This is a genomic window from Intrasporangium sp., from assembly GCF_035280925.1.
In the GTDB taxonomy this organism is placed as follows: Bacteria; Actinomycetota; Actinomycetes; order Actinomycetales; family Dermatophilaceae; genus Intrasporangium.
On sequence record NZ_DATEEY010000121.1, the window covers coordinates 1 to 15,278 of the forward strand.

Genomic DNA, 15,278 nt, shown 5'->3' on the forward strand with positions numbered 1-15,278 from the left:
GAGAAGTGGCGACCGCAGACGTGGGCGGTGCCGGACGTCGCGGGAGTCAGGCCGACGATGATGCGCATCGTCGTGGACTTGCCTGCGCCGTTGGGGCCGAGGAAGCCGGTGACCCGGCCGGGCGTCGCGGTGAACGAGACGTCGTCGACCGCAGTGAACTTCCCATAGGTCTTCGTGACCGACTCGACGGTGATCATCGGACCGACCCGACCGTGATGGCGACCTTGCCGCGGACCTTGCCGGACTCGAGGTATCGCATCGCATCGGCCGCCTCGGCGATCGGGTACGCCCGATCGACGCTCGGCACCACCTGCCCCGACTCGAGGAGGACGGCGAGCCGCTCGTAGTCCGAGGCCCGCTCCTTCGCGACGACACTGGTCAGGCGCTGGCCGCCGAACATCGACGCGAGGCGCGCTCGGAACTGGCGTCCGATCGTGCCGCCGGTCCAGTCGCCCCCGCCCTCCCCGCCGACCAGCACGAGGGTGCCGGTCGGCGTGAGTGCTCGTCGCAACCGGGCCAGGCCGGACAGGCCGCCGATGTCGATGACGAGGTCATAGCGTCGTGAGCCATCGGCGAAGTCGTCCTTGGCGTAGTCGAGGACGTGGTCCGCCCCGAGGGCCCGGACCAGGTCGAGCTTGGCCGCGCTGGCCAGCCCGGTGACCTCGGCGCCGAAAGACTTCGCCAGCTGAACGGCATACGACCCGACCCCGCCGGAGGCGCCGGTGACGAGCACCTTCTGGCCGGGGGCGACTCCGCCCGCGTCGACGACGGCCTGCAGGGCCGTGCCCCCCGAGATGGGAACGACCGCGGCCTGCTCCCACGTGAGGTTCGCCGGGCGACGGGCAAGCTTGTCCTCGCGCGCCACGGCGTACTCGGCGACCGACCCGGGGGCGACGCCGAAGACGTCGTCGCCGACGGCGAACTTCACCACCTCGGAACCGACCGCGACAACGGTGCCCGCGACGTCGCGGCCGATGACCGGCTGCTTCGGCGTGCGCAGCCCGAAGACGAGGCGCAGCAGACGGGGCTTGCCCTGCATGAGGTGCCACGTGCCCCGGTCGAGGCCGGCGGCCCGCACCCTGACGAGCAGCTCGCGCGGGCCGACCTCGGGTCGGGCGATCTGCGCAGGGCGCAGGATGTCGGACGTGCCGTAGCCGTCCTGAACGATGGCGCTCATCGAGTCAGCGAGCTGGTCTCCCTGACCGGACCTGGTGCCACCGAGGACGGTGGCCGGTCGATCTGCCATGACGACTTCCCCTTCGTTGCCCGGCGAGTCGTTCCCGCCGTACTTAGTACGATCAGGCTAGCGTACTAAGTACGAACGCACTAGGGTTCGGAGCAGACGAACGGAAAGAGGCGGATGTGAAGACCGCGACGGGAAGTGCCGCCGGGGGAGGCCAACGGCGCACGCCACTGAGCCGAGAGCGCATCCTCGAAGGAGCCATTCAAGTCGCAGACGACGGTGGCCTGGCCTCGCTGACGATCCGCTCGCTCGCGCAGACGCTCGGGGTCAAGCCGATGTCCGTCTACCACTATGTTGCCGGCAAGGACGAGATCATCGACGGCATCGTCGACCTCGTCTTCGGTGAGATGGACCTACCTGCTGCACAAGGAGACTGGCGCATGGAGATGCACCGGCGCTGCGCGTCGGCCCGTTCGGTCCTACGCCGTCACCCCTGGGCGATCCCCCTGCTCCAGGCCCGGACGAGTCCCGGCCCGGCGACGCTGCGCCACCTCGACGCCGTCATCGGCTGCCTCCGTGGCGCCGGGTTCTCCCTGGAGCTGACTGCACACGCCTATGCCGTGATCGACTCGTACGTCTACGGCTTCGCCATGTCCGAGGCCTCCCTGCCGATCAATGGCCCAGAACCCGTCAACGAGGTGGCCGAGTCGATGATGCTGCAGTACCTCGCGGCCGACTATCCGAGCCTGCTCGAGTTCACGACCGGGCACATCCTGCAACCGGGCTACGACTTCGGCCGTGAGTTCGACTACGGACTAGTTCTCGTGCTCGACGCTCTCGAGGAGCGGGTCCGACCCGACAGCTGACAACGGTGCCCTGCGTCCATCGGCACACGGCAGGTCGTTTGGAGGTGACGCCCGAGGAAGGTTCAGGGGGAGCGAGCCGCGCGGCACACGACCCACCCCCTGGCGTCGAGTGTTCAGTTGACGCGCCCCCTGCCCCAGTGAGACGGGACGAACGACGTGACGAGATTCTGAGCTCGTGCGTGAGCGCCCGGCGCAACCAGGTTTGGTCCCGTCATTGCTCCCAACCGGAGCCGCGCAAACTGCACACTCGACGCAAGTTTGAGTCGCGGGGCGCCCCTTTTCGTCGAGTGTGCAATTCGCGCTGGATGTCCTCAGCGGCGTGAAGATGGGGACGAATGACGTGACGAGATTCTGCGCTCATGCGTGAGCGGCCGGCGCAGCCAGGTTGGTCCCGTCATTGCTCCCAACCGGAGCCGCGCAAACTGCACACTCGACGCAGGAGGCGCGGCGCCGGCGCGAACTGCACACTCGACGCAGGAGGCGCGGCGCGGGCGCGAAGTGCACACTCGACGAGGTCCCAGCCGGGCGCGAACTGCACACTCGACGGGTGGGCGACGCCCGAGGGCGGGTCCAGGGGGAGCGAGCCCAGCGGCATACGGCACGAATTCAGGCGTTGCGCGCGGAGACCGCCTGCCACAGCACCACCACCGCCGCCAACGACCCGAGCAGGGCGAGGGCGTAGACGACGGTGTTGATGAGGCGTTGGTGAGCCTTGAGCTTGAGCCCGTCGAAGAGCGCGTACCGGAACCGCTGGGCCCAGTGCAGGAGCGAGAGGACGAAGACGCCGAGCAGGACGAGGGCGGTCAGCGGGTGGCCGATGAGGCCGAGCAGCTCGTCACGACCGGGCTCATCGATCCAGCCCAGCGGAATCGCGAGCGCGAAGAGGAAGACCAGGGCCGGGAGGAACAGGGCCGACACCACTCCGCCCGCACTGAACAGCAGCCACAGGACCGGCTCGATCGTGCGCCTGGCCACCTCAGCGGGTCACCACCAGCGCAACGACCAGGGCGGTCACCACGAGCCAGCCGGCGTACGCGCCCCCGGCGATGGCCGCCGGCGGGACTCGCTGCCCGCGCAGCTTCACCACAGCGGCAGCGGGGGTGAGGTTGAACCAGGTGACCGAGTGGAGCACCAAGAAGGCCAGCGTGACGACGTTGAGGGCCACGACCCACGGGCTCGCGGCCCAGTCGAGGAAGTCGCGGTACTGGGACTCGCCCCGGGCCACGGCCCGGATGAGGAGAAGCAGGAAGACCACGGACCACGCGACGAAGATGCTGCTGAGCTCCCGCAGGACGAAGAAGACGTAGCTGCGACGTCCCAGCCACCACAGCCGGCTCATCTCGGGCCGGTAGGCCCGCTGGGCGTCCTCGGTCGGCTGCGTCATCGCGGGCCCCGTGGGAGGACGAACGACCGCACGGACTGCATGGCGGCGGTGAGCTTGTACCGCTGGATCGCTCCGGCGGGGTCCACGCCCTTCGGGCAGGCACGCGTGCACTCACCAACGAACGTGCAGCCCCAGATGCCCTCGGGGTGGATGAGCAGGTCGAGCCGCACGTCGGCCCCCTCGTCGCGCGAGTCGAGGTTGTAGCGCTGCGCGAGGGCGATCGCCGCCGGACCGATGAACTCGGGATCCAGCCCGTACACGGGGCAGGCGGAGTAGCACAGCATGCAGTTGATGCACATGCTGTACTGCGAGTAGTCCTCGAGCTGTTCGGGAGTCTGGAGGTACTCGCCGTCGTCGACCGGCCTGTCCTCGCCGCGCACGATCCACGGGCTGACCTGGGGCAGCTTCCGCATGAAGTCGCCGATGTCGACGACCAGGTCGCGGATGACGGGGAAGTTGGCGAGGGGTTCGACGCGGACCGGGCCGGGGGCGTAGTCCACGAGGAACGTCGCGCAGGTCAGTCGCGGGTCGCCGTTGACGGTCATCCCGCAGCTCCCGCAGATGCCCATGCGGCACGACCACCGGTAGGACAGGCTCCCGTCGAGGTTGTCCTTCACGTGGTTGAGGCCGTCGAGCACCGCCCAGTCCCGGCGCAACGGGACCTCGTACGCCTGGACGCTCGGCTCGCCCTCGCGGTCGGGCCGGTAGCGCATCACCTCGAGCGTGATCGTGTCAGCCATCGCTCATCTCCCATAGACGCGTTCTCCGGGTGGCCATCGGGTGAGGGTCACGGGCAGGTACTCGACCCGGTGTGCGCCCGCCTCGCCGCCCTCGCCGCGATGCACGAGCGAGTGCGCGAGGTAGCGGTCGTCGTCGCGGGCCGGGAAGTCCAGACGCTGGTGGGCACCGCGGGACTCCTCGCGCCGCAGCGCCGCCGCGATGATCGCCTCGGCCACGTCGAGCATGTTGGACAGCTCGAGGGCGGCGACGACCTGCGTGTTGAAGGCTCGGCTGTGGTCGTCGATCGCCATCGACTCGGACCGCTCCTGCAGCTCGCGCAACGTGGCTGCGCCCTTGACGAGGGACCCCTCGGTCCGGAAGATCCCGGCGCTGTCCTCCATCGTCTGCTGCATTGCGGTCCGCAGCTCGGCGATCGACTCTCGACCGTCGCTGCGGTCCCTCAGCCCACTCGTGAGTCGACGTTCCTCGTCCCGCGCCTGCGCGGCCACGGAGGTCCCGGGATCGGGTGCCGCCGCGGCATACCGGGCGGCCGCGCGGCCGGCGCGCGCACCGAAGACCAGGCACTCGGGCAGGGAGTTGGAGCCCAGGCGGTTCGCGCCGTTGATGCTGACGCAGGCCACCTCGCCCGCGGCGTAGAGACCTGCGAGCGGCGTCGCGCCGTCGATGTCGGTGTGGATCCCGCCCATCATGTAGTGCACCACCGGTCGCACCGGCACGAGCTCGCGCACCGGGTCGATGTTCTCGTACTCGAGGCACAGCTCGCGCACGAAGGGCAGCTTGGTGTCGATCAGCTTCTCGCCGAGATGCCGAAGGTCGAGGTGCACGACGGACCCGTAGGGCGAGTCGATCGTCCGGCCCTTCTCCTCCTCGTGGACGAACGCCTGTGAGAGGCGGTCCCGCGGGCCGAGCTCCATGCTGCGCATCATCGGCTCCGGGGTGGGGGTGCCGAGGTCGTAGTCCTGGAGGTACCGGTAGCCGTCCTTGTTCACCAGCCAGCCACCCTCCGCTCGGGCGGCCTCGGTGATGAGGATCCCCGTGAAGGGCAGGCCGGTCGGGTGGTACTGCACGAACTCCATGTCCTTGAGCGGCACCCCGGCACGCCACGCCAGGGCCATGCCGTCACCGGTGTTGATGTTCGCGTTGGTGGTGAACGGGAACACGCGTCCACAGCCTCCGCCCGCGAGAATGACCGCCTTGGCCGTGATCGGGGCGATCCGCCCCGTCGTCAGCTCCAGCGCCACGACACCCTGCACGCGGCCTTCGTCGACGAGCAGCTGGGTGACGAACCACTCGTCGTACCGGGCGACCTCCGAGTACTTCAGCGACGTCTGGAACAGAGTGTGCAGCATGTGGAAGCCGGTCTTGTCGGCGGCGAACCAGGTCCGCTTCTTCTTCATGCCACCGAACGCGCGCACCGCGATGTGGCCGTCGGGCCGCCGGCTCCATGGGCAGCCCCAGTGCTCCAGCTGCAGCAGCTCGCGGGGTGCCTCCGCCACGAAGGCCTCCACCGCGTCCTGGTCGCACAGCCAGTCGCTCCCGGAGATCGTGTCGTAGGCGTGCTCGTCCAGGCTGTCGTCGTCCGCGACCGCCCCTGCGGCGCCACCCTCGGCTGACACCGTGTGGCTGCGCATCGGGTAGACCTTCGAGACGACCGCGACGCGGAGCGCAGGGTCCGTCTCCGCGATCGCGATGGCTGCCCGGAGGCCCGCGCCACCGCCCCCGATGACGAGGACGTCGTGATCGGCGCTCATGACACGGGCCACCGCCTCACTCGCCGCGTAGCTCTTCGTCGACCAGGACCTTGCCGCGGTGGTGGGTCACGCGACGATGGGTGCTGCCGTCGTGGAAGTCGTCGCGGAAGTCCTGGCAGCCGCAGCCGTAGTGGACGTGCTCGACCCGCATCCCCTCGTCATCGCTGTCGCGGTAGCGCGTTCCGTCGACCCTTGAGCCGCAGGGGGCTGTCTCACCGGTGAAACTCGTTCTCGTCGCCACAGCGACCGCCCTTCGCCCGACCCCACCAGCATGCTCCGGAGTTCGCAGGATGGGAAGGATCGCGCCTTGGGACGCAGATGCGACCCAGTCGCACCTGAGCCTAGACTGGGCCCATGCACGTTCCTGACGGCTTCCTCGACGTCCCGACCTCGATCGGGACCGCCGTCGTCGCGACGGCCGGGGTCGCCGCCGCCCTGCGTGGCGCACGCCGAGACCTCGACGAGCGCACGACGCCCATCGCCGGCCTGGTCGCCGTCTTCGTCTTCGCCGGGCAGATGATCAACTTCCCCGTCGGTGCCGGGACCTCCGGCCACCTCCTCGGCGGCGCGCTCGCCGCGGTCCTGGCCGGCCCGTGGCTCGCGACGCTCGCGCTGGCGGTGGTGCTCATCGTGCAGGCCTTCCTCTTCGCCGACGGCGGCATCACGGCGCTGGGCTCCAACGTCGTCCTCATGGGGCTCGTCGGGGTCTGGGTCGGCTGGTTCGCCTTCCGCGCCGCGCGGGCGGTCCTGCCACGCAACGCCTCCTCGGTTCCCTTCGCCGCCGCGTTCGGCGCCTTCGTCAGCGTGCCCGCGGCCGCCGCCGCGTTCGTCGGCCTCTTCACGATCGGCGGCCAGGCCGACATCCCGATCGGCTCCGTCCTCACCGCGATGCTGTCGTGGCACGCCCTCATCGGGATCGGCGAGGCCCTCATCACGGCGCTCGTCGTGGGCTCGGTCGTGGCGGTTCGCCCGGACCTCGTGGCCGGGGCCCGCGACCTCCTCGCCGAGCGTCCCCTGACGATCCGGGAGCAGGTGCGGGCATGACCACGCGTCGCTTCGCCGCCGTCGCACTCGTCGTCAGCCTGCTGGTCGCCGGAGTCCTCTCCTGGTACGCGTCCAGCAGCCCGGACGGGCTCGAGCACGTCGCGCAGTCAACCGGATTCGCCCAGACAGCGCAGGAGCATGCCACCACGGTGGGCCCCCTCGCCGACTACGAGACGAAGGGCGTCGAGGAGGGGCGACTGTCAACCGGGCTCGCCGGCGTGCTCGGCGTCGTGGCGACGGGCCTCGTCATGGGCGGCCTCCTCGTCGTGCTTCGCCGCCGAACCTGAACCCATGGGCGCTCCGCACGGCCATGCCCTCCACTACCACGGCCACTCGCCCCTGCACCGGCTTCCAGCGCACGTCAAGATCGTCGCGCTCGTGGGGTACGTCCTGGCCGTCGTGGCCACCCCGAGCGGCACCCATTGGCCGTATGCCGCTCACCTCCTCGCGCTCGCGTGTGCCGTCCTCGTGTCGCGAGTTCCCTTCGGGCACCTGGCGAGACGCATGGTCATCGAGGTGCCGTTCGTCGTCTTCGCACTGATCCTGCCCTTCGTCGCGACCGGTGAGCGCGTCGCGATCGGACCCATCGAGGTCTCCGAGTCCGGCCTCGAGGCGGCCGCAGCGCTCCTGGCGAAGGGCACGCTGGGCGTCCTCGCGTCCCTCCTGCTCGCTGCGACGACCGAGGCCCGTGACATCATCGCCGGCTTCGAGAAGCTGCGGATGCCCCAGCCTCTCGTCGAGATCATGAGCTTCATGCTCCGCTACACCGAGGTCGTGGCCGCGGATCTCGGACGGATGCGGGTCGCGCGGGAGTCGAGGGGCTTCCGTGCGGCGTCGGTGCGCCAGTGGCCGGCCCTGGGAGCAACCTTGGGCACCCTGTTCATCCGCTCCTACGAGCGTGGAGAGCGGGTCCACCTGGCCATGCTGTCGCGGGGCTACACAGGTCGCCTGCCAACGCTCCGACCCCTGACCGCCACGGGGGCACAGTGGGCACTCAGCGGCATACTCCCTCTCGCGTGTGCCCTCGTCAGCCTGGCCGCGCTGGTGGCGCCGTGAGCACCCCAGTTCTCGACGTGCGCGGCCTGGCGTTCGCCTATCCCGACGGGCACCAGGCGCTGTTCGGCGTGGACCTCCACGTGCACCGCGGCGAGCGGGTCGCCATGCTCGGTCCCAACGGCGCTGGGAAGACCACGCTGGTGCTCCACCTCAACGGCATCCTCGCCGCCGGGGCCGGTGCCGTGACGGTGTCCGGCCTGCCCGTCACCAAGGCCAACCTCGCCGAGATCCGACGCCGGGTCGGCATCGTCTTCCAGGATCCCGACGACCAGCTGTTCATGACGACGGTCCGCGACGACGTGGCGTTCGGGCCGGGCAACCTCGGTCTGCGCGGCGACGAGCTCGACGCCCGGGTGCTCCATGCCCTGGAACAGGTGGGCATGGCCGCGTTCGCGGACCGGCCGCCGCACCACCTGTCGTTCGGCCAGCGGCGGCGGGTCGCCGTCGCGACGGTCCTCGCCATGAACCCGGAGATCCTCGTCCTCGACGAGCCGTCCTCGAACCTCGACCCAGCCTCGCGTCGGGAGCTGGCCGACATCATCCGCTCGCTCAGCGTCACGGTGCTCATGGTGACCCACGACCTGCCCTACGCCCTCGAGCTCTGTGAGCGGGCCGTCATCCTGTCGGACGGCATCATCGCGGCAGACGGTCCGACGCGGGACCTGCTCGCGGACCCGGACCTGATGGCGCGCCACCGCCTCGAGCTCCCCTACGGCTTCACCGTCCCCCAACAGCAACACACCGAGTAGATCGAGACACACCGGCCCCCTGGCCCGGTGTGTCTGGATCTACTCGGTGTGTTGCGCAGAGGGGTGGCGGGCTACTTCACCTCGGCCCGGCGGAGGAGCCACATGCCGACCGCCACCGGCAGCGCGACCCAGAGGCCCACGGACGTGCCGAGCTGGGCCCACTGCTCGCCGGTCATGGACTCGACCATGAAGAGCGCGTTCATCGTGCGGTTCAGGTCCAGCCACGACGAGGCGGTGTCGAGCCAGCTGACCATCTCGCCGAGGATCGCCCACGCTGTCGGCAGCACGAAGTAGAGCACGATCGCGGCCGGCGTGTTGCGGAGCAGCATGCCGAAGCCGACACCCTGGGCCACGCCGAGGAGGACGAACAGCACCGCACCGAGCATCGTGTTGTTGTCGAGTGCCCAGTCCCCGCCGTAGCCCTGGATCGTGATCGCCGCCTGGTGGGCGACGGCGGCCAGCGCCAGCGACAGGACGAAGGCGGCCACGCCGACGAGCATGGCGGCGAGGAACTTGGCCCAGCTCACCCGACTCCGTCGCGGCTCCAGGGCGAACGTCACCAGCCCGGTGCGTTGGGACCACTCCGACGTCACGGCGAGGATTCCGGCCACCGGCAGCAGAATCGCCGACGGCGTCACCGTGGCCGTCAGGTAGTCCTCAAAGCGGTGGTGACCGGACTCGTTGAAGAACATGATGACGAGCGTGGTCGCGATGATCGCTCCGATGGCGATGAGCAACCACCGGCCGGCACGGGTGTTGAACATCTTGCGCAGCTCGACGCCCATGAGGCGGCGGAACGGCACACCCGCCGTCGGGCGTTCGCCCGCGATGGGATCGGGCATCCGCGCCACCGACGGCAGCGTCGACTCGGCCGTCGGCGAGACGACGGCAGGGGCCTTCGAGGCCAGGTCCGCGGTCGTGGCAGCGGTCGTGGCAGCGGTCGTGCTCGTGGTGCTCATGCCGCCACCTCCTCGCGGGCCGTCTCGGCGGTCAGCTCGAGGAACATCTCCTCGAGACCGCGGCTGCCGCCGGCGCGCAGCTCGACGAGCACGATGCCTGAGGCCGCGGCGACCTGGCCGACGGTCATCGGCTCCGCATCGACCTGCAGGCCACCGGTCGTCGCCCGAGTGACGGCGACGTCCTCGGCGGCCAGTGCGAGAGCGAGGGCCTGGTCGTCGGTGGACCGGACGAAGGTGCCCGCCCCTGACAGCAGCTCCTCCTTGGTGCCCTGGGCGACGATCCGGCCGTGCCCGATGACGATGATCTCGTCGGCGACCCGCTCGATCTCGTTGAGCAGGTGCGAGCTGAGCAGGACCGTGCCGCCCTGGTTCGCGTAGCCGCGAAGGAGGTCGCGCATCCAGCGGATGCCGGCCGGGTCGAGGCCGTTGGCCGGCTCGTCGAGGATGAGCACCTCGGGGTCGCCGAGCAGGGCGTGGGCGATGCCCAGTCGCTGGCGCATGCCGAGCGAGTAGTTGCGAACTCGCCGTGCGGACTCCTTGTCGGTGAGCCCGACGAGGTCGAGCATGTCGTCGACCCGTTTGCGGTCGACGCCCATCATGATGGCGCCGAGCATGAGGACCTCGCGGCCGGTGCGGCCAGCGTGTTGGGCGGAGGCGTCGAGGAGGACGCCGACGTGGCGCCCTGGGTTGGGCAGGTGGCCGTAGGCCCGGCCGAGCACCGTCGCGGTGCCGGAGGTCGCCGGCGTGAGTCCGGCCATGATGCGCATTGCGGTGGACTTGCCGGCGCCGTTCGGGCCGAGGAAGCCGGTCACCTGACCGGGCTTGACCTCGAAGGAGACGTCGTCGACGGCCGTGAAGGGACCGTAGCGCTTGGTGAGTCTGTCGACTGTGATCATGTCGTCCACCTTTTCAGGTGGGCCCCGCCCAAAAGATCAGTCATCAGCCTGATTCGACCCCTACTTCGGTATGACTCGACCCTGACCCCGCTCCCGCGGCGCCGACAGCGGGAGCGAGCCCAGCGGCATACGGCATGGGGTCTTGACTCAGTGAGGCAGGCGCACGTCGACCCAGACGAGACGGTGGTCGCTCGACGGGAAGGGGAAGACCCCGGTGAGGCGGGACAGCGGATCGGCCCGGACCGGCCAGAAGACGCCGGCATCGAGGATCCGGAGGGCCTTGCTCGGCAGCACGTAGTCGACGCGCAGGTTGCCGGGGGCCGGGTAGTCGTTGAAGTCGGCGGTGTCGTGGGCGGGATTCCCCACGTGCACAAGGTTGGCGCCGCCCTGGAGGATGCTCGCCTCGGCGCCTCCCTCGCTGGACGGCGTCACCGACGAGTTGACCCCGGGGTGGTCCAGCAGCGCCTCGATCGAGCCCGCGAGGGAGTCCCCGTCGTTGGGGTCGCAGTTCTGGTCGCCGGCAATGACGAACAGCTCACCTGGCCCCAGCCCACCGGTGTCACCCGCGTCGTCATGGATGTAGGAGGACGCACGCGGCCCGCTGATGTAGTCGGCCCAGAAGCGGATCTCGTCGTGGTTGCGCCGGCGGTTGCGTCCCTCCGCGCCGTCGAAGGTCGGCGGCGTCGGGTGGCTGACGAGGAAGTGAACTGCCCGGTGGCCCAAGAAGATCGGCAGGTCCCAGTGCGACTTGCTCGACAGGCGCAGGATGTCCTGCTCCTCGGGCGAGTAGGAGCCGGTCGGCATGAGGTTGCCCGGCATGTCCTTCCAGAGGAAGTGCTGGAAGGTGCGGACGGCGTCGTGGTCGATGGGGTACCTGGAGTAGACGACCATGCCGAACTGGCCGGCGAAGAGCCCGAATCCGAACGCATCGTCGCCGCCCCCGATGACGCCGTCGCGGTTGAGGTCGAACCCTGTCGGGATGCCGGTGTTCGAGGGCGCGACGAAGGAGTACGGGTACGCCACCGGCTCGGCGCCGTTCTGCGAGACCTCGAGGTAGTTGTCCCGGAACAGCTCGGCGGCAACGCCGTCCTCGACGTAGTCGAACTCGTTGACGAGCAGGACGTCCGGTCTCGTCCGCTGGATGATCTCCGCGACGGCCCGTGCCTGCGCATTGATCGGGTTCGAGAGGTCGGCGACGAGCTGCCCCGCAGCGTCGCGAGTGAGCGACGCGTTGAAGGTGGCGAAGCGGACGTCCCCATCGGTCCTCACCCAATCGAGTGAACACCTTTCGGATCCCGAAAGGTGTTCACTCGATTGGGTTGGTGGAAAGTCGGTCGACAGGACGGGCCGCGATCCGTACCGTTTCTTGTCGTGTGGATTGCCTGACGCCCCGAGCCCTTGACCCTCGCTACCTCAGGACCCGTATGCCATCCACCCTGACCATCACCGACCTTGACGTCGCGTTCGGCGCACGCACGCTCTTCAGCGGTCTCGACCTCACGCTCGCCGACGGCGACGTGACCGCGGTCCTCGGCCCGAACGGCTCGGGCAAGTCGACCCTGATGCGGACGATCATCGGCGAGCTGCCCGTCGAACACGGCTCCATCCAGCTCGTCCCTCGGCACGCGACGATTGCCTGGCTGCCGCAGCTCCTCCCCGATCCGCAGGAGTCACTGCTGTCCTACGCCCGCAGGCGCACGGGGGTCACCGCCGCCGAGAGCGAGCTCGATGCCTCCGCTGCCGCGATGGCCGCCGAGCCAGACAACCAACCAGGCCGTATGCCGCTGAGCGCGGATCGCTACGCCCGTGCCCTCGAGCGGTGGCTGGCTCTCGGAGCGGCAGAGCTCGACGACCGGCTCCCCGAGGTCGCCGCGAAGGTGGGCCTGGACGTGGACCCGACTCGGCCACTCGGCTCGCTGTCGGGCGGTCAGGCTGCCCGGGCCTCCCTCGTCGCCGTGCTCCTCAGCCACTATGACGTGCTCCTGCTCGACGAGCCGACGAACAATCTCGACGCGCGCGGCCTGGAGCTCATGGCTGACTTCGTCCGCTCGCACAGGGGTCCGGTCCTCATCGCGAGCCACGACCGGGCATTCCTCGACCGGGTCACGACCGATGTCGTCGAGCTCGACCTGCACCAGCAGCGGATCGGGTACTACACCGGCTCCTACACCGACTTCGTCGCCGAGCGGGCCCGCCGCCGAGGTCAGGCGTGGGAAGCCTATGAGACCTATGCCGGTGCCCGCGACTCCCTTGTGGCACAGGCACGCCAGCGACATGAGTGGGCTGACAAGGGGCGTCGCAGCGTGTCCCTTGGCGGGGAGACTGACAAGCACATCCGGGAGAAGCACAAGGCGAGGGCGGACCGTCAGGCGGCGAAAGGGGCGCGAATCCAGCGGGCTGCCGAGCGCCTCGAGGTCGTGGAGCAGCCCCGGAAGGAGTGGCGGCTGCGCTACCGGATCACGGAGGGCCCGCCCTCGGCCGACGTCGTCGCAACCCTGACCGACGCCGTGCTCCGTCGCCCCGGGTTCACCCTGGGGCCGGTGACCCTGGTCGTCGGACGAGGAGATCGGATCGCACTCACGGGCGACAACGGGTCAGGCAAGACGACCCTGCTCGCCGCCCTGCTGGGGCGCCTACCCCTGACGTCCGGGCGGCACTCGCTCGGCAGCCGCGTCGAGGTCGGCGTACTCGACCAGGGCCGACGCCTGTTCGACGCCGACGCGGGCGTGCTCGACGTCGTTCGTCGCGCGCTCGGCAACCACCCGAGGACGGGAGCCCTGTGGTCGACGGCGGACGTGCGCACGCTGCTGGCCAAGTTCGGCCTCGGCGCAGAGCACGTGGCCCGACCTGCCCGCTCGCTCTCGATGGGCGAGCGGACCAGAGCCATCATGGCCATCTTCCAAGGGCGCCGGGTCAACACCCTCGTCCTCGACGAGCCCACGAACCACCTTGACGTGGAGGCCATCGAGCAGCTCGAGGCCGCCGTGGCGGCCTTCTCGGGGACGGTTCTCGTGGTCAGTCACGACGAGAGCCTGCTCAGCGGCATACGGCTCACTCATCGCTGGCACGTGGATAACGGGCACGTGACAGTCTCGGCCCACCTACCATCGACGTAGGGGTGAGGGGCGCCCCGAAGCGGGTGAGGCGTGACGACAATCGGACGCACTCGTGAGCTGGCCCGGGCACGCGAGCGGCTCGCTGGCGACGTGGCCGGCGGGGTCGCCTTCGTCGGGCCGGCCGGGATCGGCAAGTCGACCGTGCTCGCCGCCACGGCCGGCGCCGCGACGGACCTCGGCTGGCAGGTGGTCCGCACCCGGGCAGCGGCGTCGGAACGCGACCTGCCGTACGTCGGGCTGCACGACCTCATCGGCGGCGCCGTCCACGACAAGACGCCCAGTCTGGCCGACCCGCTGCGCCGGGCGCTCGACGTCGTCCTGTTGCGCGCCGACCCTCCGGAGGGAGGCCTCGATACCCTGGCCGTCGACGTCGCCGTCCTCGAGGTGCTGCAGGCCATGGCCGAAGGGAGCCGGCTGCTGCTCGTGCTCGACGACCTCCAGTGGATTGATGCGCCCACGAGGCAGGTGCTGGAGTTCGCGGTGCGTCGTCTGGACCCGTCACGAGTCGGAGTCCTGGCGGCCTCCCGGAACCCCGGTCCGGAGACCCTGGCCCTGCTCCCTGAGCCGGCCCTGCTGATCGAGGTCGGGGCACTCACCGAGCACGAGGTCGCGGACCTCGTCGCACTGCGGACTGGGCGGGTCCCCTCGCCCCAACGCGCGGCGCAGCTGCACCGGCTGTCGGAGGGCAACCCCTTCCTCGCGCTCGAGCTGGCTCGCGGTCACGAGGCCGCCCAGTCCCGGGACGACGGGCAGTTCTCCGTGCCCGAGCGCTACCGAGAACTGCTCGCCGAGCGCCTCTCGATGCTCTCGCCTGCCGGACGACGGACGGTGCTCGCCGCGGCGCTGCTGTCCCGGCCGACGCGGGCCGTGATCACCCGAGTCGGCGGGCGCAAGGGCCTGGTGGACGCGGAGGCTGCGGACGTGCTTCACCGGGTTGGCACCGGGGACGGTGAGGCCGTCGAGTTCGACCACCCCTTGCTGGCGGCCGCGTGCCGGGACGCGGTCGGGCCGGTCGCGGTCCGGGAGATGCACCTCGTCCTCGCCTCGCTGTCCGACGACCCGGTCGAGCGGGCTCAACACGTGGCCCTGGGGACGACGGACGTCGATTCCGGTCTGGCCGAGGAACTCGAGGCAGCCGCGATGCTGGCCGCCGAGCGGACCGCGATCGTGACCGCAGCAGGTCTCGCGCGCGACGCGCTGAGGCTGACTCCCCGTGACGCACTCGACGATCGCGTGCGGCGCGCGGTGCTCTCATCCGGTTGGTTCATGCAGGGTGGTGAGCCGGCCGACGCCGAGTCAGTGGTGAGTCCCGTGCTCGCAGTACTGCCCGCCGGCTCGCTCCGGGCCCAGTGCCTCGTGGCGCATGCCGACGCGCTTGGCCAAGAGTTCACTCAGGCTCTGGTGCTGCTGCGTGAGGCAGTCGGCCAGCCTGGGCTGGGGCCAGACATCGAGGTCGCTGCCCGGATGCGCATTGCCATCTTGCTGATTGGTGCCGACCTCGAGCGAGCCAGGCTGGAAGCGTGGGGTGCCGCC

At 70.0% G+C, this 15,278-nt stretch carries 17 protein-coding genes; 7 read left to right on the forward strand and 10 right to left on the reverse strand.

Features of this window, described 5'->3' with window-relative positions; genetic code table 11:
- Both VJN29_RS11670 and VJN29_RS11675 read right to left on the reverse strand, forming a co-directional pair.
- The coding region (locus VJN29_RS11670) for an ATP-binding cassette domain-containing protein (RefSeq protein ID WP_324143802.1) at window positions 1–197 on the reverse strand (197 nt) is incomplete at its 3' end.
- The gene (locus VJN29_RS11675) at window positions 194–1,246 is read right to left on the reverse strand and encodes an NAD(P)-dependent alcohol dehydrogenase (RefSeq protein ID WP_324143803.1); all 1,053 of its coding nucleotides are present in this window, start codon (window positions 1,244–1,246) and stop codon (window positions 194–196) included. The genes VJN29_RS11670 and VJN29_RS11675, both read right to left, overlap by 4 nt.
- A 116-nt stretch (window positions 1,247–1,362) precedes the next feature.
- On the opposite strand from VJN29_RS11675, the gene VJN29_RS11680 reads away from it, so the two are divergent.
- A complete protein-coding gene (locus VJN29_RS11680; protein ID WP_324143804.1) occupies window positions 1,363–2,049 on the forward strand; it encodes a TetR/AcrR family transcriptional regulator in 687 nt (228 codons plus the stop codon).
- A 606-nt stretch (window positions 2,050–2,655) separates the two neighbouring features.
- Here VJN29_RS11680 and frdD read toward each other — a convergent pair.
- Genes frdD through VJN29_RS11705 form a run of 5 tightly spaced genes read right to left on the reverse strand, consistent with a single transcriptional unit; the run spans window position 2,656 to window position 6,166 of the window.
- Window positions 2,656–3,024 carry a fumarate reductase subunit FrdD gene (gene frdD / locus VJN29_RS11685; protein ID WP_324143805.1) on the reverse strand — a complete coding sequence of 123 codons (369 nt, stop codon included), beginning with the start codon at window positions 3,022–3,024 and terminating at the stop codon, window positions 2,656–2,658.
- Between the two features lies 1 nt (window position 3,025).
- On the reverse strand, window positions 3,026–3,433 hold the full coding sequence (locus tag VJN29_RS11690; protein WP_324143806.1) for a hypothetical protein: 408 nt from the start codon (window positions 3,431–3,433) through the stop codon (window positions 3,026–3,028).
- Complete coding sequence (locus VJN29_RS11695; RefSeq protein ID WP_324143807.1) at window positions 3,430–4,173, reverse strand: succinate dehydrogenase/fumarate reductase iron-sulfur subunit; 744 nt, start codon at window positions 4,171–4,173, stop codon at window positions 3,430–3,432. The genes VJN29_RS11690 and VJN29_RS11695 overlap by 4 nt, the downstream gene beginning before the upstream one ends.
- Window positions 4,174–4,176: 3 nt before the next feature.
- On the reverse strand, window positions 4,177–5,925 hold the full coding sequence (gene frdA / locus VJN29_RS11700) for a fumarate reductase (quinol) flavoprotein subunit (protein WP_324143808.1): 1,749 nt from the start codon (window positions 5,923–5,925) through the stop codon (window positions 4,177–4,179).
- A 16-nt stretch (window positions 5,926–5,941) separates the two neighbouring features.
- Window positions 5,942–6,166 (reverse strand): hypothetical protein, encoded by a 225-nt coding sequence (locus tag VJN29_RS11705; RefSeq protein WP_324143809.1) that lies wholly within the window; start codon window positions 6,164–6,166, stop codon window positions 5,942–5,944.
- 113 nt (window positions 6,167–6,279) lie between these two features.
- Between VJN29_RS11705 and VJN29_RS11710 the strand changes: the two genes are divergently transcribed.
- From VJN29_RS11710 to VJN29_RS11725, 4 genes are read left to right on the forward strand one after another with little or no spacing between them, the layout of a single operon-like run.
- A complete protein-coding gene (locus VJN29_RS11710; RefSeq protein ID WP_324143810.1) occupies window positions 6,280–6,969 on the forward strand; it encodes an energy-coupling factor ABC transporter permease in 690 nt (229 codons plus the stop codon).
- On the forward strand, window positions 6,966–7,256 hold the full coding sequence (locus VJN29_RS11715; protein WP_324143811.1) for a PDGLE domain-containing protein: 291 nt from the start codon (window positions 6,966–6,968) through the stop codon (window positions 7,254–7,256). The genes VJN29_RS11710 and VJN29_RS11715 overlap by 4 nt, the downstream gene beginning before the upstream one ends.
- A 4-nt stretch (window positions 7,257–7,260) precedes the next feature.
- Window positions 7,261–8,025 carry a cobalt ECF transporter T component CbiQ gene (cbiQ, locus tag VJN29_RS11720; RefSeq protein ID WP_324143812.1) on the forward strand — a complete coding sequence of 255 codons (765 nt, stop codon included), beginning with the start codon at window positions 7,261–7,263 and terminating at the stop codon, window positions 8,023–8,025.
- Window positions 8,022–8,774 carry an ABC transporter ATP-binding protein gene (locus VJN29_RS11725; RefSeq protein WP_324143813.1) on the forward strand — a complete coding sequence of 251 codons (753 nt, stop codon included), beginning with the start codon at window positions 8,022–8,024 and terminating at the stop codon, window positions 8,772–8,774. Before cbiQ ends, VJN29_RS11725 begins: the two co-directional genes overlap by 4 nt.
- Before the next feature lie 71 nt (window positions 8,775–8,845).
- Here the strand turns inward: VJN29_RS11725 and VJN29_RS11730 are convergent, their stop codons facing one another.
- From VJN29_RS11730 to VJN29_RS11740, 3 genes are all read right to left on the reverse strand, one after another.
- On the reverse strand, window positions 8,846–9,733 hold the full coding sequence (locus VJN29_RS11730; protein ID WP_324143814.1) for an ABC transporter permease: 888 nt from the start codon (window positions 9,731–9,733) through the stop codon (window positions 8,846–8,848).
- Window positions 9,730–10,629 (reverse strand): ABC transporter ATP-binding protein, encoded by a 900-nt coding sequence (locus VJN29_RS11735; RefSeq protein WP_324143815.1) that lies wholly within the window; start codon window positions 10,627–10,629, stop codon window positions 9,730–9,732. Before VJN29_RS11735 ends, VJN29_RS11730 begins: the two co-directional genes overlap by 4 nt.
- A gap of 147 nt (window positions 10,630–10,776) precedes the next feature.
- Window positions 10,777–11,898, reverse strand: coding sequence for an endonuclease/exonuclease/phosphatase family protein (locus VJN29_RS11740; protein WP_324143816.1), 1,122 nt, complete (start codon window positions 11,896–11,898; stop codon window positions 10,777–10,779).
- A gap of 155 nt (window positions 11,899–12,053) precedes the next feature.
- Between VJN29_RS11740 and VJN29_RS11745 the strand changes: the two genes are divergently transcribed.
- Complete coding sequence (locus tag VJN29_RS11745; protein ID WP_324143817.1) at window positions 12,054–13,745, forward strand: ABC-F family ATP-binding cassette domain-containing protein; 1,692 nt, start codon at window positions 12,054–12,056, stop codon at window positions 13,743–13,745.
- Window positions 13,746–13,775: 30 nt separating this feature from the next.
- Window positions 13,776–15,278, forward strand: a 1,503-nt coding sequence (locus VJN29_RS11750) for an ATP-binding protein (RefSeq protein ID WP_324143818.1), incomplete at its 3' end; no start/stop codon positions are given.

What these genes read in the sequence shown, in the direction of transcription:
- VJN29_RS11690 (WP_324143806.1), bottom strand. Translation starts at nt 3,433, where the DNA reads ATGACGCAGCCGACCGAGGACGCCCAGCGGGCCTACCGGCCCGAGATG.
- VJN29_RS11735 (WP_324143815.1), bottom strand. Translation starts at nt 10,629, where the DNA reads ATGATCACAGTCGACAGACTCACCAAGCGCTACGGTCCCTTCACGGCC.
- VJN29_RS11715 (WP_324143811.1), top strand. Translation starts at nt 6,966, where the DNA reads ATGACCACGCGTCGCTTCGCCGCCGTCGCACTCGTCGTCAGCCTGCTG.
- VJN29_RS11745 (WP_324143817.1), top strand. Translation starts at nt 12,054, where the DNA reads ATGCCATCCACCCTGACCATCACCGACCTTGACGTCGCGTTCGGCGCA.
- VJN29_RS11695 (WP_324143807.1), bottom strand. Translation starts at nt 4,173, where the DNA reads ATGGCTGACACGATCACGCTCGAGGTGATGCGCTACCGGCCCGACCGC.
- VJN29_RS11730 (WP_324143814.1), bottom strand. Translation starts at nt 9,733, where the DNA reads ATGAGCACCACGAGCACGACCGCTGCCACGACCGCTGCCACGACCGCG.
- VJN29_RS11675 (WP_324143803.1), bottom strand. Translation starts at nt 1,246, where the DNA reads ATGGCAGATCGACCGGCCACCGTCCTCGGTGGCACCAGGTCCGGTCAG.
- frdA (WP_324143808.1), bottom strand. Translation starts at nt 5,925, where the DNA reads ATGAGCGCCGATCACGACGTCCTCGTCATCGGGGGCGGTGGCGCGGGC.
- cbiQ (WP_324143812.1), top strand. Translation starts at nt 7,261, where the DNA reads ATGGGCGCTCCGCACGGCCATGCCCTCCACTACCACGGCCACTCGCCC.
- VJN29_RS11710 (WP_324143810.1), top strand. Translation starts at nt 6,280, where the DNA reads ATGCACGTTCCTGACGGCTTCCTCGACGTCCCGACCTCGATCGGGACC.